16 protein-coding genes are annotated in these 18,839 nt (G+C 66.1%); 10 read left to right on the plus strand and 6 right to left on the minus strand.

Annotation, left to right across the window (positions count from 1 at the left end):
- Nucleotides 1–96: 96 nt before the first annotated feature.
- Nucleotides 97–720, minus strand: coding sequence for a class I SAM-dependent methyltransferase (locus U1739_RS09225; RefSeq protein WP_443025527.1), 624 nt, complete (start codon nt 718–720; stop codon nt 97–99).
- 147 nt (nt 721–867) lie between these two features.
- On the opposite strand from U1739_RS09225, the gene U1739_RS09230 reads away from it, so the two are divergent.
- Entirely contained in the window at nt 868–2,235 is a 1,368-nt protein-coding gene (locus U1739_RS09230; RefSeq protein ID WP_332706979.1) for an MFS transporter, read from the plus strand.
- Here U1739_RS09230 and rarD read toward each other — a convergent pair.
- Nucleotides 2,198–3,106, minus strand: a complete 909-nt coding sequence (gene rarD, locus U1739_RS09235) for an EamA family transporter RarD (RefSeq protein WP_332706982.1) — start codon at nt 3,104–3,106, stop codon at nt 2,198–2,200. The two genes, U1739_RS09230 and rarD, sit on opposite strands and share 38 nt — an antisense overlap.
- Nucleotides 3,107–3,248: 142 nt before the next feature.
- Nucleotides 3,249–5,534: a CDC48 family AAA ATPase gene (locus U1739_RS09240; protein WP_332706985.1), complete on the minus strand. Its 2,286-nt coding sequence runs from the start codon at nt 5,532–5,534 to the stop codon at nt 3,249–3,251.
- Nucleotides 5,535–5,865: 331 nt separating this feature from the next.
- Here U1739_RS09240 and U1739_RS09245 point away from each other — a divergent pair, with 331 nt between their 5' ends.
- Entirely contained in the window at nt 5,866–6,756 is an 891-nt protein-coding gene (locus tag U1739_RS09245; protein ID WP_332706988.1) for a LysR substrate-binding domain-containing protein, read from the plus strand.
- A 350-nt stretch (nt 6,757–7,106) separates the two neighbouring features.
- Here the strand turns inward: U1739_RS09245 and U1739_RS09250 are convergent, their stop codons facing one another.
- Nucleotides 7,107–7,565 carry a peptidylprolyl isomerase gene (locus U1739_RS09250; RefSeq protein WP_261295063.1) on the minus strand — a complete coding sequence of 153 codons (459 nt, stop codon included), beginning with the start codon at nt 7,563–7,565 and terminating at the stop codon, nt 7,107–7,109.
- Between the two features lie 135 nt (nt 7,566–7,700).
- On the opposite strand from U1739_RS09250, the gene mgtE reads away from it, so the two are divergent.
- Both mgtE and U1739_RS09260 read left to right on the plus strand, forming a co-directional pair.
- Nucleotides 7,701–9,101, plus strand: coding sequence for a magnesium transporter (gene mgtE / locus U1739_RS09255; protein ID WP_332706991.1), 1,401 nt, complete (start codon nt 7,701–7,703; stop codon nt 9,099–9,101).
- A 24-nt stretch (nt 9,102–9,125) separates the two neighbouring features.
- On the plus strand, nt 9,126–9,542 hold the full coding sequence (locus U1739_RS09260) for a DUF1489 family protein (protein ID WP_332706994.1): 417 nt from the start codon (nt 9,126–9,128) through the stop codon (nt 9,540–9,542).
- A 4-nt stretch (nt 9,543–9,546) separates the two neighbouring features.
- On the opposite strand, the gene U1739_RS09265 is transcribed toward U1739_RS09260, so the two are convergent.
- Nucleotides 9,547–11,013, minus strand: a complete 1,467-nt coding sequence (locus U1739_RS09265; protein WP_332706997.1) for a M23 family metallopeptidase — start codon at nt 11,011–11,013, stop codon at nt 9,547–9,549.
- A gap of 247 nt (nt 11,014–11,260) precedes the next feature.
- Between U1739_RS09265 and U1739_RS09270 the strand changes: the two genes are divergently transcribed.
- The 6 genes from U1739_RS09270 to U1739_RS09295 all read left to right on the plus strand — a co-directional run bounded on the left by U1739_RS09270 (nt 11,261) and on the right by U1739_RS09295 (nt 17,108).
- Complete coding sequence (locus tag U1739_RS09270; RefSeq protein WP_332707000.1) at nt 11,261–13,768, plus strand: helicase-related protein; 2,508 nt, start codon at nt 11,261–11,263, stop codon at nt 13,766–13,768.
- A complete protein-coding gene (locus U1739_RS09275; protein WP_332707003.1) occupies nt 13,761–14,090 on the plus strand; it encodes an RNA-binding S4 domain-containing protein in 330 nt (109 codons plus the stop codon). The genes U1739_RS09270 and U1739_RS09275 overlap by 8 nt, the downstream gene beginning before the upstream one ends.
- Nucleotides 14,091–14,126: 36 nt before the next feature.
- A complete protein-coding gene (gene fdxA / locus U1739_RS09280; protein WP_332707006.1) occupies nt 14,127–14,468 on the plus strand; it encodes a ferredoxin FdxA in 342 nt (113 codons plus the stop codon).
- A gap of 506 nt (nt 14,469–14,974) precedes the next feature.
- Complete coding sequence (locus U1739_RS09285) at nt 14,975–15,508, plus strand: CarD family transcriptional regulator (RefSeq protein WP_261295058.1); 534 nt, start codon at nt 14,975–14,977, stop codon at nt 15,506–15,508.
- A 104-nt stretch (nt 15,509–15,612) separates the two neighbouring features.
- Entirely contained in the window at nt 15,613–16,356 is a 744-nt protein-coding gene (locus U1739_RS09290) for a head GIN domain-containing protein (RefSeq protein WP_332707009.1), read from the plus strand.
- Between the two features lie 38 nt (nt 16,357–16,394).
- Nucleotides 16,395–17,108 carry a head GIN domain-containing protein gene (locus U1739_RS09295; protein WP_332707012.1) on the plus strand — a complete coding sequence of 238 codons (714 nt, stop codon included), beginning with the start codon at nt 16,395–16,397 and terminating at the stop codon, nt 17,106–17,108.
- A gap of 4 nt (nt 17,109–17,112) precedes the next feature.
- On the opposite strand, the gene U1739_RS09300 is transcribed toward U1739_RS09295, so the two are convergent.
- The gene (locus tag U1739_RS09300) at nt 17,113–18,774 is read right to left on the minus strand and encodes an ATP-binding protein (RefSeq protein ID WP_332707015.1); all 1,662 of its coding nucleotides are present in this window, start codon (nt 18,772–18,774) and stop codon (nt 17,113–17,115) included.
- Between the last annotated feature and the right edge of the window lie 65 nt (nt 18,775–18,839).

Consider the following 18,839-nt stretch of genomic DNA (forward strand, 5'->3'; position numbering starts at 1 on the left):
CCCGCGGAAGCTGGGGTCTCATGCGGATGGCGCAGGACAGGAGCCGCTTGAGATCCCAGCTTCCGCTGGGATGACGATGGGTCCCGCTCGTGCGTATTATTCTTTCCAGGCCCAATAGAGCTGTGCCGGGGGCACGTTCCACCATTCCATCTGATGCTCGACCTTGGGGATGTAGGGCTCGATGAAATCGCGGCACTTGGGCGAATATTGATAGACCAGGAAGGCGCCGCCCGGGCGCAGCACGTCGGCCGTCGCCTGCCCGATGGCGTCGCCGACCCCGGCGGGGAGCGTCGAGAAAGGCAGGCCCGACAGCACGTAATCAGCTTTTTCATGGCCGTGATCGGCGACGATCTCGATCACGTCGGCGGCCGATCCCAGCACCGCGGAGAAGCGCGGATCGACGATGTCGTGGCGCAGATAGCGGATGAAATCCTCGTTGGTGTCGATCGCGATATAGCTCGCGTCGGCAGGCAGCGCATTGAGGATCGCGCGCGAGAAGGTGCCGACGCCCGGGCCATATTCGACAAACACCTTGGTGTTAGCCCAATCGACCCGGCTGAGCATGCGCTTGACCAGCTGGCCCGACGACGGGACCAAGGCGCCGACCATCACCGGATGCTTGAGGAAGCCCTTCAGGAACATGCCCCAGGGAGAGGGGACACCGGCAGCCTGTCGAAGCTGGCGGCGCTGGCGCCGCGTGGCGAGGGTAGAAACTGGCACTGGTTATCCTTGATCTGGCCCTCGGCCGGGCGTCGCGACGGTGTTTATCAACTCCCGTCGCAAACTTGTAACGAACATTCAAGGATCGGGTTGCGTCGCGGCGTCCGGCGGGTTTGCGCGCGCGCCCAAAACCCGTAAGTCCCGTCCATGGATGAGGAACCAACAGCCGGCGCAAGCCCGGCGACCGCCCCGTCGAGCAAGGGGCGCATCGAGCGCGATTTCCTGCTGCTGTTCGTGGTGATGCTGACCATCGCTGCCGGTAACACCGCGATGCAATCGGTGCTCCCGGCGCTCGGCCGCTCGCTCAACGTGCCGGACAGCGCGGTCGCCGCCGCCTTTTCCGTCTCCGCCCTGCTCTGGGTGATCTCCGCGCCGTTCTGGGCCAATCGCTCTGATCGGCACGGCCGGCGGGCGATGATCCTGCTCGGCATGGGCGGGTTCACCGTCTCGTTGCTGCTGTGCGGGATCGCGCTGACCGCGGGGATCAACGGCTGGATCGGCGGCACCACCGCATTCCTCGCATTCATCCTCGGGCGGCTCGTCTATGGCAGCTTCGGCTCGGCCGCACCGCCGGCGGTGCAAGCCTTGGTCGCTGGGAGCACCAGTCGCGCGGAACGCACGCGCGCGCTCACCCTGCTTGGCTCGGCGTTCGGATTGGGGACGATCTTGGGACCGGCGATCGCGCCCTATCTGACGCTCGGCCATATCGGCGGGCTCGAGATCGGGCTGGCCGGTCCGGCCTTTTTCGCCGCCATCTTCGGCGCGTGCATTTTCGTGGCGGTGCACCGCATGCTGCCCAACGACCGCGTCGCCAAGCTCGGCGCGCCCGATCCCGACAGTCACGGCGCGGCGCAATCCTACCCCTCCGTCGGCGGGCAGTCGTCCGGCGCCAGCGTTACCGCGGCGACGCATCTGGTCGGCGAACGGGTCGGCTATCTCGATCCGCGCATCCGCGGCTGGATGATCATGGGGCTGCTGATGGGCCATGCCCAGGCGATGACCGGGCAGGCGATCGGCTTTCTCGTCATCGATCGCTTGGGCGTGGCGCCGATCGAAGCGCTCAAACCGACCGGGCTGGTGCTGATCATGGGCGCGGGCTCGGCCTTGCTGGTGCAATGGGGGCTGATCCCGATCCTCAAGCTCGATCCCAAACGGCTGGTGCTGGTCGGGTTGGTGCTGTCGGCGATCGGTTGCGCGCTGACCGGGCTGGCCACGTCGCTCTACGGGATCGCATTGGCCTATGCGCTTGCCTCGGCCGGGTTCGGCTTCACCCGCCCTGGCTTCACCGCCGGTTCATCGCTCGCGGTCGGGCCGGCGGCGCAGGGCTCGGTCGCGGGCAAGGTGACCAGCGTCAACGGCGCGAGCTTCGTGCTCGGGCCGTCGATTGGCGTCGGGCTATACGAGGCGCAGCATGCACTGCCCTATCTGGTCGCCAGCGGCGTGTTGGTCGCGTTGATCTTCTACGCCTGGAAAGCGCTCAAGACGCCGGTAATCCAGGCTGATCCGCTACTTTAGCCTGGCGCGCTGCCGCCCGGCTGCCGATCACCATGCCGGTCGCGTAGATTGCCAGCGCGATCCAGATCAGCGCGAACGCCGCCCATTCCACCGGGCGCAGCCGCTCGCCGTAAACCGCGACGGCGAGCACGAGCTGCAGCGTCGGGCCGATATATTGCAACAGGCCCATGTCGCTATAGCGTACGCGCTTGGCCGCCGCCGCAAACAGGACGAGCGGGATTGCCGTGACCACGCCCGCTGCGGGCAGCAACGGCCAGGCCGGGCCGGCGGCGAGCGAGGTGCCGGCGATCAGCAGCCAGGCGAGCGACGGTGGGGACAGGATCGCGGTTTCGACCAGCAGGCCGTCGAGCGCATCGACCGGGGTGAGCTTGCGGATCAGCCCGTAAAAAGCGAACGAAAAGGCTAAGGTCAGCGGGATAACCGGCACGCCACCTTGTTCATAGGCGAGGAAGACAACCCCGAGCGCGGCCAGCGCGATCGCCACCGTCTCGATCCGGCCCAATCGTTCGCGCAGCACGAGCACGCCCAACGCTACGTTGACCAGCGGGTTGATGAAATAACCGAGGCTCGCCTGCGCGACGTTGCCGCTGTTGACCGCAACGATATAGCATAGCCAGTTGACCGCGATCAGCGTCGCTGAGGCGGTCAGCGCGAGCATCAGCCGCGGCGTGGTAACGATGCGTTTGAGCGCGGGGCCATGCTTCAGCGCGATCGCCAGCCCGGCGAGCAGCAGCAGCGACCACAGGATGCGATGCGCCAGGATATCGGGCGCGGGCAGCGGCTTGAGCAGCTTGAGGAACGCCGGGAGCAGGCCCCAGATCGTATAGGCGATGACGGCATAGAGGATGCCGGGGTTGATCCTGCGGGTCATGAGCGCCCCGTGCGGGGTTTGGATGTCACCGTCAATCGCCCACCGCCACAAGCGTCATCCCAGCGCAGGCTGGGATCTCAAGCGGCAAGGGCAGGACAGGAGCCGCTTGAGACCCCAGCCGGCGCTGGGGTGACGATTTCCCCTATTGCTGCTCCCGCCCGCGCAACTGGCCCGGCGAGACGAAACCAATCGGCTGCAGCGCCGCCGCATCCTGCTTCAGCTGCGCGGCAATCTGCTGGTAATCGCGCTCCATGTCGGGCGTCACCGAAGCGCGTGAATCGGTCAGCGCTTCCTCGAAATGCGCCATCGTCACCTGCTCGACCGACAGCGACTGGCGCAGCGCGATCAGGCCCGCGCGGCGCACCAGGTCCTCCAGATCCGCCCCGGTGAAGCGATCTGCGCGGGCTGCCAGCCGTTCAAGATCGACATCGCCCGCCAGCGGCATTTTCGCCGTCTGGATCTTGAGGATGCGCGCGCGGCCCGGCGCATCGGGCAGGCCGACATAGATCAGTTCGTCGAACCGGCCCGGGCGGAGCAATGCCGGATCGATCAGATTGGGCCGGTTGGTCGCGCCGATCACGACGACCGATTGCAATTCCTCCAGCCCGTCCATTTCGGCCAGGATCGTGTTGACCACGCGCTCGGTGACCTGCGGCTCGCCCATCCCGCTGCCCCGCGTGGGCACCAGCGAGTCAAGCTCGTCGATGAACAGCACGCAGGGCGCAACCTGCCGCGCCCGGCTGAACAATCGGGCGATCTGCTGTTCGCTCTCGCCATACCATTTGCTCAGTAGGTCGCTCGATTTGGTGGCGATGAAATTGGCCTTGGCCTCGCGCGCCACTGCTTTGGCGAGCAAGGTCTTGCCGGTGCCGGGCGGGCCATAGAGCAGGAAGCCCTTGGCCGGGCGGATGCCGAGCCGGCGGAACGCATCGGGGTCCTTCAAGGGCAGTTCGACGCCTTCCTTGAGCCGCGCTTGGGCGCTGTCGAGCCCGCCGACATCCTCCCAACGCACCTTGGGCGCCTCGACCATCACTTCGCGCATCGCGCTCGGCTGCACGCGCTTCAGCGCATCGAGGAAATCTTCGCGAGTCACTGCGAGCTCGTCAAGCACCTCCGGCGGAATCGTGCCTTCGGACAGATTGAGCTTGGGCATGATCTTGCGCACCGCCTCGATCGCCGCCTCGCGGGCGAGCGCGGCGAGATCGGCGCCGACGAAGCCGTAGGTCGTGCTGGCCAGCTCATCGAGATCGACCTTGTCGCCCAAGGGCATGCCACGCGTGTGAATGCCCAGGATCTCGCGCCGGCCGCGCTCGTCCGGCACGCCGACGACGATCTCGCGGTCGAACCGGCCGGGGCGGCGCAAGGCTTCGTCGATCGCCTCGGGGCGGTTGGTGGCGGCGATCACGACGACATTGGCGCGCGCCTCCAAGCCATCCATCAAGGTCAGCAATTGCGCGACGAGGCGCTTCTCCGCCTCGCCCGACACTTGCCCCCGCTTGGGGGCGATCGAATCGATCTCGTCGATGAACACGATCGAGGGCGAGGCCTTCTCGGCTTCCTCGAACACCTGGCGCAGCCGTTGTTCCGATTCGCCGTAGGCGGAGCCCATGATTTCGGGCCCGTTGATCAGGAAAAACTCGGCCGCCGATTCGTTGGCCACGGCGCGCGCGAGCCGCGTCTTGCCGGTGCCGGGGGGGCCGTAGAGCAATACGCCCTTGGGCGGATCGACGCCCAAACGCTGGAACAGTTCGGGGTAACGCAGCGGCAGCTCGACCATTTCGCGCAGCTGGTCGATCGTGCCGGCCATGCCGCCGATATCGTCATAGGTCACGTCGGCACGGCGCGCTTCCTTGGGCTCCTCATATTCGGGGCGCAGCTCGATCTCGGTATTTTCGTCGACATGGACGACGCCCTTGGGGGTGGTCGCGATCACCGCGAGGCGAATCTCCTGCAGCGCATAGGCTGGCGCGCGGAGGAACTGCTGCACCCCTGGCGGCATGTCGTCGACGCGCTGCTGGCCCGCCGTCGCGACGACGTCGCCCTGGGTGAGCGGCCGGCCGAAAAAGGTCCGCTTCAGCGCCTGGGAGGAACCCTGCAGCCGCAGGTTTTGCTGCGCCGGGGCGAACACCACGCGTGTCGCGGCCTTGGATTCGACTTTCCGCACCTCGACGAAATCGCCCGAACCGACCCCGGCATTGGCGCGCTGCAGGCCGTCGATGCGAACGATCTCCAGCCCCTCATCCTCGGCATAAGGCGCGACCGCGCGGGCCGGCGTGGAGGATTTGCCGACCACTTCGATGACATCGCCCTCGATAAGCTGCAGTGCCGCCATGAGTGAGCGCGGGACGTGCGCCAGGCCGCGGCCGCTATCTTCGGGGCGCGCATTCGCAACCTGCAATTTCCGCACGGGATTTTCGCTGTCGGCCATCAATTCTCTCTTCAACCGCTGAAGTGTCAGCGCGGGAGATAGGGGGCCGGTGGCGGTTATGCGAGGCGCGGGGCGCCATTCGGTCGGGCTGCAGCCGGCGCCCGAGACAAAAAAAGGGCCAGCCCCGGAGGACTGGCCTGTAAAGTTTTAGGAGAGGATGCCTGAAAGGCACACCCTGATTGCCGCCGAATCGTATATTGTGCAAGTGCGAACGGAACCGTCGCGGTTGCAATTTATGCAACCATCGCCAAAATAGTACGGAAGTGAAATGATCGGTTCGGGTTAGGGGGGATATTGGTGCGGCGCACAAAGCGCCCACGAAGGAGTGACGATGCGCAGACTGCCGCCCCTTACCGCGATCGAAGCGTTCGTGCAGGTTGCGCGCCTGGGCTCGATCAAGGCCGCGTCGCAGGAACTGGCGCTGTCCCCGCCCGCGCTCAGCCGCCGCGTGCAGGCGTTGGAACGCTTTATCGACAAGCCGTTGTTCGAGCGCCGCCACCAGGCGCTGGTGCTCAACATGGACGGCGAACGGCTGCTTGCGCAGATCGCGCCGGCGATCGACGCCTTGTCCGATGCGGTCGAGATGATGACCAGCGGTACCGAAGTGTTGCGGCTGCGGCTCGGCATCCTGCCGCTTTATGCTTCGCAACGACTGTTTCCCAAACTGCCCGAATTGCGCGCGAAACATCCCGAACTGCATCTCGATATCGACACCGCCGGCCACGGCGTGGCGCGGTTGGGTGACGGGCTCGATGCGGTGATCGCGCTGGCGCGCGAGATCGATCCCGGCCTGTATGCCAAGCGACTGGATCGCAATTCGGTCTATGTGATCGGCGCGAAGACGCTGCTGCAGGGGGCCAATCCGGTCACCCGCCCCGAGCAACTCGCCGGGCTGACCGCCTTGGTCCATCGCGAAATGCCCGACACGTTCACCGCGTGGCGCAAGGCGGCGGGCTTGCGCGATCTCGAGCCGCTGGCGATCGACCATTTCGATTCGGGTGCATTGATGCTGGAGGCCGCGGCGCAGGGGCTCGGCGTCGCCTTCATGCACGAAAGCCATTTCGAGGATGCGCATGACGATCGGCTGGTGCGGCTGTTCGATATCCCGGTGGAAAGTCCGTACAGCTATTGGTTCGTCTGCCGCCCGCGTGCGCTGACACAGAAACCGGTCAAGCTGTTCCACGATTGGCTGATCGAGGCGGTGGCGGATCCGGGGGTGTAACCGTGTCTGACGGCGGTAACGAACATCCGCCGACCCCTGTATATCTGTTTGCGGCGGTCGATCAGGCCGTCGATTCAGAGGAGAAAAGCTAATGTCGTTTGGCGACTTGTGCCTTTTCCTTGCGGCGCTGTTCGCCTTTGCCACCTTGATCCTCAAGGTGGTCGAGGTAGCCAGCCGTAAGTAGGCATCGGGAGGGGGTTGGGCTGGCACCCAGCCCCCGAACGCCATTTAAAGTTGAACCCCCGCCACTGGCATGACGGGGGTTCGGATTCAAAGGCAAAAGCCAATGTCGTTTGGCAAATTCTATATACGCGAAACGCGTGTACAATTCAACACTATCGTCGTCAGGCTTACTCAGCCTTGGCGGAGACGATCTTGCCCGGCGTGCGCGGCGGCTCGCCCTTAGGGAGCGCGTCGACTGCGTCCATGCCGTCGGTCACTTCGCCCCATACGGTGTACTGGCCGTCCAGGAAACGCGCGTCATCGAGGCAGATGAAGAACTGGCTGTTGGCCGAATCCGGGCTCTGCGCACGCGCCATCGAGGCGACGCCGCGCTTGTGCGGCTCCTTGGAGAATTCGGCCGGCAGGTTCGGGTGGTTCTTCGAGCCGTGCATGCCGGTGCCGGTGGGATCGCCGCCTTGCGCCATGAAGCCGGCGATCACGCGGTGGAACACCACGCCGTCATAGAAGCCGGCATTGGCCAGCTCGGCGATGCGCGCGACGTGCTGCGGCGCGAGATCGGGGCGCAGCTTGATCTTCACCTCACCGGTGTCGAGCGTCAGGGTCAGCGTTTCGAATGTATCGGCCATGGGGGGCTCCTGGAATGGGGAGGCAGTGAGGTAGCGATGCTGGTCGTCAGTTGCAATGTCGCGTCCCCCGGGGATGACGCGCGCGAAGCGCTGGTCTAGGGCGGGCGTCATACACGACGGCTGGAGGTCCATATCATGAGCGAGACCGACCTGCTCCCCCCCGCGGAAGACGCCACGCAGCTCGATGAAGACGATCGGCTAAAGCCCGAATTCGTCCGCAAAGTGCTCGATGCCGTCGAAGATGGCGACCACGAAGCGGCGCGCGCCTTGGTCGAGCCGCTGCATCCGGCCGATATCGCCGATCTGTTCGAGCTGACGCCGAACGATCGCCGCGCCGATCTGGCCAAGGCGATCACCGACCTGCTCGACGGTGACGTGTTCGCCGAGATGAACGATTATGTCCGCGAGGATCTGATCGACGCGCTCGAGCCGCACGAAGTCGCCGATATCGCCTCCGAACTCGATACCGACGATGCCGTCGCGATCATCGAGGATATGGAGGAGGACGACCAGCGCGCCGTGCTGCGCGCGCTCGACCCCGACGACCGCGCCGCGATCGAGGAAGCGCTGTCCTACCCCGAGGAATCCGCCGGCCGCCTGATGCAGCGCGAGCTGATCGCGGTGCCCGAGCATTGGAAAGTGGGCGACGCGATCGATTATCTGCGCGGGCATGAGGAACTGACGACCGATTTCTGGGAAATCTTCGTCGTCGATCCGACGCACAAGCCGGTCGGCACGGTGCAATTGTCGTGGCTGTTGCGCACCCCGCGCAGCATTCCGATCGGCGATGTGATGCAGCGCGAACAGACCCTGATTCCGGTCGATATGGACCAGGAAGAGGTTGCGCTGCGTTTCCAGAAATACGCTTTGATCTCGGCTGCCGTGGTCGATCCCAATGGCCGGCTGGTCGGGATGATCACGGTCGACGATATCGTCCACATCATTTCCGAGGAAGCGGGCGAGGATACATTGCGCCTGGCCGGCGCCGGCGATGGCGACATCAACGAGCCGCTGCACCTGACCATCCGCACGCGCATCACCTGGCTGGTGGTCAATCTCGGCACGGCGATGATCGCCGCCTCGGTGGTCGGGCTGTTCCAGGGCCAGATCGCGCGCTTCGCCTTGCTTGCGGTGCTGATGCCGATCGTCTCGGGCATGGGTGGCAATGCCGGCACGCAGACGCTGGCGGTGGTGGTGCGCGCCATGGCGACCAACCAGCTGACCAGTAGCAATACGGCCCGCATGATCCTGCGCGAATTCCGCATTGCCGTGGCCAATGGCCTGATGCTGGCATTGTTGATCGGCGGTGGCACCTGGCTGGTGTTCGGCAATGGCGATCTGGCGATCGTCATCGCGCTGGCGATGGTGATCAACAATATGGTCGCCGGGCTGGCCGGGGTGCTGGTGCCGGTGACGCTGGAGCGCGCCGGAGTCGACCCCGCGGTCTCCTCCGCGGTGTTCGTGACGACCAGCACCGATGTGATGGGTTTCCTGTCGTTTCTGGGGCTGGCCAGCCTGTGGGGGCTTGGCGCTTAGCGCCGCCCTCCCCAAATCAGCCGCATGCCGCTTCATCTGACCAAAGTTGCGTTCGGCGCGTTAAGCGTCGAGCATCTCGCCGAGCGATTGCACATGCGGGGGCAGGAAGGCCCCGTGTTCCTCACCACGCGCTATCTGCCAAAGCGGCATGAGGAAGTGGCCGGGCCCAATGTCACCGGGGGCTCGATGTTCTGGATCCTCAAGCACCAATTGGTCGCGCGATCGCCGATCATCGGCTTTGGCGAAGCCGAAGGCGGGCGCGTGGCGATCCATATCGATCCAGCCTTGGTGCTGGTGCAGGGGCGGCCGAAGCGCGCGCATCAGGGCTGGCGTTATCTCGAAGGGGTCGACGCGCCAGGCGATCTCGGCGAGGGCGCGGAGATTGACGAGGCCATGCCCGCGGGGCTGATCAGCCGGCTCTCGGCGCTGGCGTTGCTCTAGCGGCTCAGTGCTGGCCCGGCTTGACCGCCATCAGCATCGCAGCCCGCGCCTTGAACGCGCGCAGCTTTTCGCCGGACAGCACCGCCACGCTGGCAAAACTGAACGCGCGCGGGTTCACCGCGACGCCATTCTTCCACACCTCCCAGTGCAGGTGCGGACCGGTCGACATGCCGGTCGAGCCGACCATGCCGATCTGCTGGCCACGCGCCACGTGTTGGCCAGGGCGCACCAGGATGCGGCTCATATGGCCGTAACCGCTGGCAATGCCGCCGCCATGATCGAGTTTCACGAAATTGCCATAGCCGGCGTTGCGCCCGGCGATCCGCACCACGCCGGCGATCGCGGCATAGATCGGCGCGCCCCAGGGAGCGCCGATATCCAGCCCCTTGTGCATCCGGGCATAACGCAGCAGCGGATGGACGCGCAGCCCGAAGCCCGAGGTGATGCGGCCGCTGACCGGCATGCCCATAAAGCCCTGACGCTGCGTCTGGCCATGAGCGTCATACCAGGTGCCATCGTCCCATTTGACCAATTGCGTCTTTTTGGCCGGCTGGTTGAGCCCGGCGAACATCAATTGCCCAAGCTGGACTTCGCCGGTCGCGGCGCGCGCCTGTTGCAGCACGAAATCGAAACTGTCGGACGGCGCCACCGCGCCGATCGAGACGCGCGAGGCGATCGCCTTGATATAGGCCTCGACCGCTTTGGCGGGCGCGCCGGCGGCGCGCGCGGAACGGTACAGGCTGGAGCCGGCCAGCCCTTGGATGCGCAGTGGCGTATTGTCGATGGCGATCGGCTGGCGCGTCATCGCCAGCGTGTCGCCAGTGCGCGTGAGCGCGAGATTTAGGTCGAAACGGGCGCGGAAGGCGAGATTTTCGAGCGGACGGGCAACCGTACGATTGGGGCGGCGGCCGAGCGTGATATCCATGCGCGTGCCGGGGCGCAGTTGCTCCAGCGGCACCGCGCCGGCGACCAGGCCAGCGGCACGCGAGGCATCGACCGACGACACGCCGGCGCGTTGCAGCAAGCGCGTGAAATCGTCGCCGCTGCCATACGTGGCGGTGAGTTCGATGATCGGGCGTTCGGGTGTCTGCGTGAGCGGCGCCACGAGATCGTTGGCGGCCATGCGGCGCCCGGTATCGGCGCCCCAGGCAAGCGGCGCGATCGATTGCGCATGCGCCTCTTCCCACTGGTCGCCGGCGAGCGGCGCGGCGACGCTACCGGTGATCGTGCGATCGAAGCCCGGCGACAGATAGCAGCTCGCGGCGATCAGCCCGGCGCAGCTGAGCGCGCCGCGCCACCAATCGCGCGATCCGATGCGCGATCCGAGATCAGGCGCCCAATCGGTGCTGGCCATGCGCGCGCGCAGCTTTTCGGCGACAGAAAGCTGAATCGGGGGGGCGATCGCGCGGCCGAACGATATCGTGGCGGTGCCACCCGCCTGGTCGTGTCCATGATCGGTACGCAGGAACAAGGCGAAAAGCCCTCACACAATCGTCGCGCGCCGAAGGCCCTTCGGCGTGGGTCGGAGCAGTGTGGCCGCAAGGTGCTAAAGTCAAATTAACCCCGGGGGCTGGACGGCGATGTTCGGGTGAGGCGGTGCGATGCCAAGGCGAGCCGATAATTCGCGATGGAACCACAAATGATCTGAAGGGTTTGGCGCGAGAATCGTCATCGCACCGGTTGCGCCGGAGGCTGCGCGCGCCGATGTTGCTCACGACATGCCCGTACACGATGAACGCCCGGTCACTGCGGTGTTGGGCCCGACCAACACCGGCAAGACGCATCTCGCGGTCGAGCGGCTGTGCGGCCATTCCAGCGGCATGATCGGCTTCCCGCTGCGGCTGCTGGCGCGGGAAGTTTACGACCGCGTGGTCAAGATCAAGGGCAAGAACCAGGTCGCCTTGATCACCGGCGAAGAGAAGATCGTGCCCAAGGACGCGCGTTGGTTCCTGTGCACGGCGGAGAGCATGTCGCTGGCCAAGGACCTGGCTTTCGTCGCGCTGGACGAAGCGCAATTGGGCGCGGATCGCGAGCGCGGTCATGTCTTCACCGACCGCATCCTGCGCGCCCGCGGTCGCGAGGAAACGATGATCCTCGGCTCCGAGGCGCTGCGCCCGATGCTGAAGGCGATGGTGCCGGGCATCGACATCCTCAATCGGCCGCGTTTCTCGACGCTTTCTTATGCCGGCGCCAAGAAGATCAGCCGGCTGCCCAAACGCTCGGCGATCGTCGCGTTCAGCGCCGAGGAAGTGTATGCCGTGGCCGAGATGCTGCGCCGCTTGCGCGGCGGCGCGGCGGTGGTGATGGGCGCGCTTAGCCCACGCACGCGCAACGCGCAGGTGGCGATGTTCCAGGCCGGCGAGGTCGATTATCTCGTCGCCACCGATGCCATCGGCATGGGTCTCAACATGGATGTGGCGCATGTCGCCTTTGCCAGCCTCAACAAGTTCGATGGCCAGCGTACCCGTCGCCTGACGGTGGCGGAGATGGCGCAGATCGCCGGGCGCGCCGGGCGGCACCAGCGCGACGGCACGTTCGGCGCGCTGGTCGCGGAAGGGCCGGGGGCGTTCACGCCGGAGGAAGTGCTGGCGATCGAGGAGCATCGCTTTCCCAAGCTCGATCATTTGTTCTGGCGCGAGGGCGAGCCCGATTTCTCCAGCGTCGACGATCTGATCGCCAGCCTCGAAGTGCGCCCCGCGGCACGCGAACTGCGTGCCGCGCCGAAAGCGCTCGACCTGCTGGTGCTCAAGCGGCTGGTGGAGGAAGGCTGGGTGCGCGATCGTGCGCGTGGCCCCGCGATGGTCGCGCGGCTGTGGGCGGCGTGCGGCGTGCCCGATTTCCGCAAGGTTGGGCTCGATCCGCATGGGCGCTTCGTGGCCAAGCTGTTCGGCTATCTCAGCGAAGGTCAGGGACATGTGCCGCACACCTGGTTCGCCGAGGAGATTGCGCGGCTCGACAATGTCGCTGGCGATGTCGAGACGCTCGCCGGCCGGATCGCGGCGGCGCGCAGCTGGGCCTATATCGCCAACCGCGCCGACTGGCTGGCCGATCCGGCTTTATGGGCGGCGCGCGCCGGGGCGGTGGAAGAGCGCTTGTCGGACGCCTTGCACCTGAGCCTGACGCAACGCTTCGTCGACAAGCGCACGACGATGCTGTTGCGCCAGATCGGCGCCAACACGCAGGATCTGCCGGTGACGATCGGGGCGGAAGGCGAAGTGATGGTCGAGGATCATGCCATCGGGCATCTCCACGGCTTCGCCTTCACCGTCGCGCCCGATGCGCGTGCCACCGACCGACGCCTGCTGCTCGCCGCCGCCGAACGCCGGCTGGGCGAGGAGCGCGCCAAGCGAGGCACCGCGCTGGCACAAGCCGACGATGCCGCGCTGACCCTGCTGGCCGAGGAAGGGGTGCCGCCGGCCTTGGCGTGGGACGGACTGGTAGTGGCAGCGCTCAAGCAGGGCAGTTCGCTGGCGCGCCCCAAGATCCAGCTCGATCGCGCGCTCGATTGCCTCGAGGTCGCGCTGCGCGACCGGGTCAAGGCGCGGCTGACCGCCTGGCTCGACCGGCAGATGGCCAAACATGTGCCGGCTTTGGTCGCGCTCGATGCCACGACGCGCGAGGCGGCGGCGGGGCCGGCGCTGCGTGCGATCGCTGCCGCCCTGGTCGATCATGGCGGGCTGCTGCCGCGGATCGATCACCAGATCGCGGTCGATGGGCTGGATCCACCCGCGCGCAAACGCTTGCGCGCGATCGGGGTGACGATCGGCGCGCTCGATCTGTTCGATCCGCGGCTGATGAAGCCCGCCGCCGCGCGCTGGCGTCGAGCCTTGGTCGCAGCGCGCCACGGCAGCCCGATCGCCGCGGCACCGGCGGATGGCGCCACCGTGCTGCCGCGCACCGCGCCCGGCGCGCAGCTGGCGCAAGGCTATCGCGCGATCGCGCTGCAAGCGGTGCGCGTCGATCTGGTCGAGCGCATTGCGCGGGCGGCGCACGATGCGCGCGCCGGGCGTAAGCCATTTACGCCCGATCCGGCGCTGGCCATTTCGATCGGCGTGCATCCCGCCACGTTGGAGCGGCTGATGGCCGGGCTCGGCTTCAAGCTTGCCCGGGCGGAGGACGCCACCCCGCGTTGGGTGTGGCGTGGCCGTGCGCCAGTGCGCGCGGTGCCTCCGCCGCGCGACAATGCCTTTGCCGCTTTGGCCGAGCTCGATCTGCGCCATGGTTGAGCAGCGGGGGGGTGAAGGCGCGATGCGGCTCGATCGGTTCCTGTGGTTCGCACGGCTCGCGAAAACCCGTAGCGCCGCGCAGGCCATCGCCACGCATACCCGCCTGCGCATCGACGGCCGCGCGATCGACCGTGCGCACGCCCCGGTCAGGCCGGGCAATGTGCTGACCTTCCTGTGCAATGATCGCGTCCGCGTAATCCGCATCGAGGCACTGCCACCACGCCGCGGGCCGGCGCCGGAAGCGCGCGCTTGCTATTCCGAGCTCGGTGAGAATGTCTCGCAGAGCCCGCATCCGATTGACGCAACGGGCATGCGCGCATAGCAGGCAGGCGTTCGTCGCCTTCAGGAAACTCTTACCATGACCTATGTCGTCACCGACGCCTGCATCAAGTGCAAGTATATGGACTGCGTCGAGGTTTGCCCGGTGGATTGCTTCTACGAGGGCGAGAACATGCTGGTGATCAATCCCAGCGAGTGCATCGATTGCGGCGTGTGCGAGCCCGAATGCCCGGCCGAAGCGATCCTGCCCGATACCGAATCCGGGCTCGAGCAATGGCTCGAACTCAACAATACCTTCTCGGCGCAATGGCCCAACGTGACGCGCAACGCCAACCAGACGCCGGCCGATGCCGATGCGTTCAAGGGCGAAGAGGGCAAGTTCGACAAATACTTTTCGCCGGAGCCCGGCGCTGGGGATTGACGGGGGCAGGCGCGGCCGCGCCCGCGCCGATGCGGCACCGCCGCAGCGCCCGGCACGGCCGGCGGACGGGGTGAAAGCCTAATCCGGCCGACGGCTCTGCCGTCGGCGTTGCTCTGCACCCTGCGCCCATCACAACGCGCTGCCCCGGTGAAGACTGGGGCCCAGCCGCGCTGACCGATGGAACGACGCGCAACGCCCGATAACCGTCGTTCCGCGACTGGACCCCGGCTTTCGCCGGGGAAGCGCTTCAGGGATGAACGGCAGGACATTGTCGCCAGAATCGCGCGCAATCGTCCCATTCTCAGCCCTTAGGCTGCACATAGCATGACGATCCGCTGGTAATTTTATTACGACTCTGCTATACAGGCGAGGACGGAAGCCGCCCCGCGTGGTTTTCGATCTGGAGACGTACCCAAAACCCCAATCCCCGTATCGCGCGCCGCGCCGGCTAGTTCAAGCCTCGCAGCGCTTCCACTGGGGACCAGTTCACGGAAAGGCTCAACGGAATGGCTGCTAAGGCGCTGTCCTTCGACGTCGGCGATTATGTCGTTTACCCCAAGCACGGCGTGGGCCGTGTGATCGAACTGCAAAAGTCGGAAATCGCCGGCATGCAGCTGGAACTCTATGTCCTGCGTTTCGAGAAGGAGCGCATGACGCTCCGTGTCCCGACCAACAAGGCGGAAAGCGTCGGCATGCGCAAGCTGTCGAGCGACAAGACGTTGCGTGAAGCGCTCGACACGTTGACCGGCAAGCCGCGCGTCAAGCGCACCATGTGGTCGCGTCGCGCGCAGGAATATGAAGCCAAGATCAATTCGGGCGACCTGGTGTCGATCGCCGAAGTGGTCCGCGATCTGTTCCGCGCCGAGGACCAGCCCGAGCAGAGCTATTCCGAGCGGCAGATCTTCGAAGGCGCGACCAGCCGTCTGGCCCGCGAACTCGCCGCCATGGAGCAGGTCGACGAACCGGCCGCCCAGGAGAAGATCCTGGACATCCTGCGCAAGGCTGCGGCGATCCACAATAAGGACAAGGTTGCCGTCTGATCGGCGATCCTAGCAGATGAGGGGGCGGCCGGTGACGGTCGCCCCTTTTTCGTTGCGCCGTATGTCACTGTGTGTTATCTATGCAATACACACTGGAGGCTCGTATGCGCACATTCGCTTTGGTCATCGCGGTACCGCTGTTGCTGACGCCGCTGGCTGCCTGTTCGTTCGGCGGATCGGACACGGAGTCGAAACCGGGCCTGCCAGCGTCGGGCAGCGGCACGACGCGGACCTTTGCGGCGGCCGATTTCACCGCGGTCGAGCTGCGCGGCGCGGACGATGTCGATGTGCGCGTCGGCACCGGTTTCTCGGTCCGCGCCGAAGGGCCGGCGGCGGAACTGGACAAGCTCAAGATCGAGCGTGACGGCGATACGCTGAAGATCGGTCGGGTCACGTCGCACGGCATCAGCTGGGGCAGCAAGAACAAGGTCATGGTGTATGTCACCATGCCGCGCATTGCCGAGGGCAGCGTGGCCGGCTCGGGCGACTTGACGATCGATCGCGTCGAGGGCCAGGAATTTGCCGGCAACCTGGCGGGATCCGGCAACATCACGATCGCGGCCTTCAGCGTGCAGAGCGCCAAGTTCGCGATCGCCGGGACGGGCGACACCAAGGTCGCCGGCACCGCCAAGCGGTTGAAAGTCGAGATTGCCGGGACGGGCGATCTCGATGCCGCCGCCCTTAAGGCGGAAAGCGCCGACGTGTCGATTGCGGGCACGGGCAGCGTGCGCGCCGAGGTCAACGGGTCGGCTAACGTCAATATCCTCGGCACGGGCGATGTCGATCTGGGCAAGGGCGCGACATGCTCGACCAGCAAGATGGGCACGGGCGAGGTGCGCTGCGGCTGATCTTGCGTCCCGGCAGCGGAAGGTGGATGCAGGGCGGCATGAAACGCCTCCTCGCATTCCTTTGCCTGTTGCCGCTGGCCGTTCCGGCGCCGGCGGCCGAGCGTAACTATTCGGTGGGCAATTTCGATCGGCTGCGGATCTACGGGCCGTATCGGATCGTGCTGACCACCGGCCAGCCGCCGAGCGCGGTGGCCGAAGGTGACGCGCGCGCCACAGACCTGCTCGATATGCGTGTCGAGGGAGACACGCTGACCGTGCGGGCGGGGCCCAATGCGTGGGGCGAGCAGCCGGCCTCGACCGGCGGCACGCCGGTGATCCGGCTATCCACGCGGACACTGCGCGGCGTGATGCTGATCGGCAGCGGTGATCTGACGATCGTTGGGCCGGTGCGCGGCCAGAAGATCGATCTGGCGCTATCGGGAAGCGGTGCGCTGCGCGCCGACGCGATCGATGCCGATCAGTTCAGCGCGACCACGACTGGATCGGGCCGCATGACGCTGGCCGGCCGCGCCGCCAAAGCGCGGCTGTCGAACAATGGCCCGGGCGGGATGCAGGCCGGCGGGCTGGTCGCCGGCGATCTGGCGCTGAGCGCCGATGGCGGCGGCGACATGGTGGCGCAGGCGAAATTCACCGCCACGGTGGCGGCGCGCGGCATCGGCGCGGTGACGGTATATGGCGCGCCGGCCTGCACCTTGCGCGGCACGCCCAACGGTCCGGTGACGTGCGGCGCAGCGCTTCCGCCGACGCCGTAAGGGCCTAGCGCCCCTGCGAGCGCCAGCGTTTGATGGTGCGTTCGATGATCTCGGGCTCGCCGCCGGTCTGGCGCCACAGATCGGAAAAGAGCGGATCGTCGGAAGCGGGGCGCTTATTGTCGTCGAGGCTATCGAACGACACGCGAATGGGAATCGCCACGCCTTCGCCGCAAATGATGCATTCGCGGTTGCGGAGCGCCGGGATCGAATCGAGGAAGCCGCGCGCGCCTTCCGGCATGGCCGCGCGGACGAAGGCCTGATCGCGATCATTGTTGAGCCGCATGGCCAGGATCGTGCCGCATTGCGACAGCACGCCTTCGGCCAGATCGGACGGGCGCTGCGTGATCAGGCCCAGCGAGACGCCGTATTTGCGGCCTTCCTTGGCGATGCGCCCGAGGATGCGGCCGACCGAGGAGGCGTCGGCATTGCGTTCGTTGGGGATGTAGCGATGCGCTTCCTCGCACACGAGCAGGATCGGGCGCTGCGGTTCGTTGCGGCTCCAGATGGCGAAGTCGAACACCATGCGGCTGAGCATCGCCACCACCACCGAGGTGATCTCGCTCGGCACGCCGGACACGTCGATGATCGAGATCGGTTTGCCGTCGCCGGGCAGGCGAAAGATGCGGGCGAGGAAATCGGCCATCGTATCGGCCACCAGCATGCCGCTGAACATGAAGCCGTAGCGCGGATCGGCCTTGATCTCCTCGATCTTGGTCTTGAGCCGGAGATACGGCGCGGTATCGCCGGCGCGGTCCATCTTGCCCATTTCCAGGCTGATCAAATTGGTCAGGTCGCTGAGCAGATAGGGGATCGGCGCATCGACGGTGAGCTTGCCGATCTCCTGCCCGAGCCGGCCTTTGCCGCGCGCCATGAGCAGGCATTTGGCAAGAATGTCCGAATCGATCTGATTTTCCGAGCCATCGCTGGTGATGAACACCTCGCAATGTTCCTCGAAGTTCATCAGCCAATAGGGCATCTGGAGGTTGCCGACGTCGTAGAGCGCGCCATTGGTCTTGAACGCGGCGCTATATTCGCCGTGCGGATCGATCATCACGATATGGCCCTGCGGCGCCAGCTCGCAGATCTTGTGAAGGATCAGCGCGGCACTGGTCGATTTGCCGGTGCCGGTACTGCCCAATAGGGCGAAATGCTTGCCCAGCATGGCATCGACATACAGCGAGGCGCGGATATCCTTGGTCGGATAGACCGTGCCGATCTCGATATTGGCGCGATCCTCGGCAGCGTAGATCTGCTTCAGGTCGGCGGTCGAGACCGGATAGACCGTGCAGCCCGGGACCGGATAGCGCGTCACGCCGCGGCGGAATTTGTACAGCTTGCCGGTCAGTTTCTCCTCATCGCCTTCGCCGAGGAAATCGACCTGCGCGACGATGCGATCCTCCGCGCCCTCGACCAGCCGCAGCGAACGGATATTGGCGATCAGCCAACTCGCGCCGACGCGTAGCTTGATCTGCGTGCCGACCGATCCGGCGCTGGCCACGACCGGATCGGCATGACCGACCAGCGCGTCGAGCGCTTGCGGATCGAGCACGACCTGGCTGCTCGAGCCGGCAATCTCCAGCACGATGCCGATCGGCGCGCCCGACAGCAACGGCGCCAGCGCGGGCGTCGCGCGGGCGAACGTCTCGCTGCCCTGCATTTCGGTCATTCGGGATCGTCCTTCGGGAAGTGCTGGGCTGCCAACCCTGGACGACAAGCGTAAAGATTGGGTGT

This window comes from Parasphingomonas puruogangriensis, from assembly GCF_036663635.1.
GTDB lineage: Bacteria > Pseudomonadota > Alphaproteobacteria > Sphingomonadales > Sphingomonadaceae > Sphingomonas.

What these genes read in the sequence shown, in the direction of transcription:
- U1739_RS09245 (WP_332706988.1), top strand. Translation starts at nt 5,866, where the DNA reads ATGCGCAGACTGCCGCCCCTTACCGCGATCGAAGCGTTCGTGCAGGTT.
- U1739_RS09295 (WP_332707012.1), top strand. Translation starts at nt 16,395, where the DNA reads ATGAAACGCCTCCTCGCATTCCTTTGCCTGTTGCCGCTGGCCGTTCCG.
- rarD (WP_332706982.1), bottom strand. Translation starts at nt 3,106, where the DNA reads ATGACCCGCAGGATCAACCCCGGCATCCTCTATGCCGTCATCGCCTAT.
- U1739_RS09270 (WP_332707000.1), top strand. Translation starts at nt 11,261, where the DNA reads ATGCCCGTACACGATGAACGCCCGGTCACTGCGGTGTTGGGCCCGACC.
- mgtE (WP_332706991.1), top strand. Translation starts at nt 7,701, where the DNA reads ATGAGCGAGACCGACCTGCTCCCCCCCGCGGAAGACGCCACGCAGCTC.
- U1739_RS09250 (WP_261295063.1), bottom strand. Translation starts at nt 7,565, where the DNA reads ATGGCCGATACATTCGAAACGCTGACCCTGACGCTCGACACCGGTGAG.
- U1739_RS09260 (WP_332706994.1), top strand. Translation starts at nt 9,126, where the DNA reads ATGCCGCTTCATCTGACCAAAGTTGCGTTCGGCGCGTTAAGCGTCGAG.
- U1739_RS09290 (WP_332707009.1), top strand. Translation starts at nt 15,613, where the DNA reads ATGCGCACATTCGCTTTGGTCATCGCGGTACCGCTGTTGCTGACGCCG.
- U1739_RS09300 (WP_332707015.1), bottom strand. Translation starts at nt 18,774, where the DNA reads ATGACCGAAATGCAGGGCAGCGAGACGTTCGCCCGCGCGACGCCCGCG.
- U1739_RS09275 (WP_332707003.1), top strand. Translation starts at nt 13,761, where the DNA reads ATGGTTGAGCAGCGGGGGGGTGAAGGCGCGATGCGGCTCGATCGGTTC.
- fdxA (WP_332707006.1), top strand. Translation starts at nt 14,127, where the DNA reads ATGACCTATGTCGTCACCGACGCCTGCATCAAGTGCAAGTATATGGAC.
- U1739_RS09240 (WP_332706985.1), bottom strand. Translation starts at nt 5,534, where the DNA reads ATGGCCGACAGCGAAAATCCCGTGCGGAAATTGCAGGTTGCGAATGCG.
- U1739_RS09285 (WP_261295058.1), top strand. Translation starts at nt 14,975, where the DNA reads ATGGCTGCTAAGGCGCTGTCCTTCGACGTCGGCGATTATGTCGTTTAC.
- U1739_RS09230 (WP_332706979.1), top strand. Translation starts at nt 868, where the DNA reads ATGGATGAGGAACCAACAGCCGGCGCAAGCCCGGCGACCGCCCCGTCG.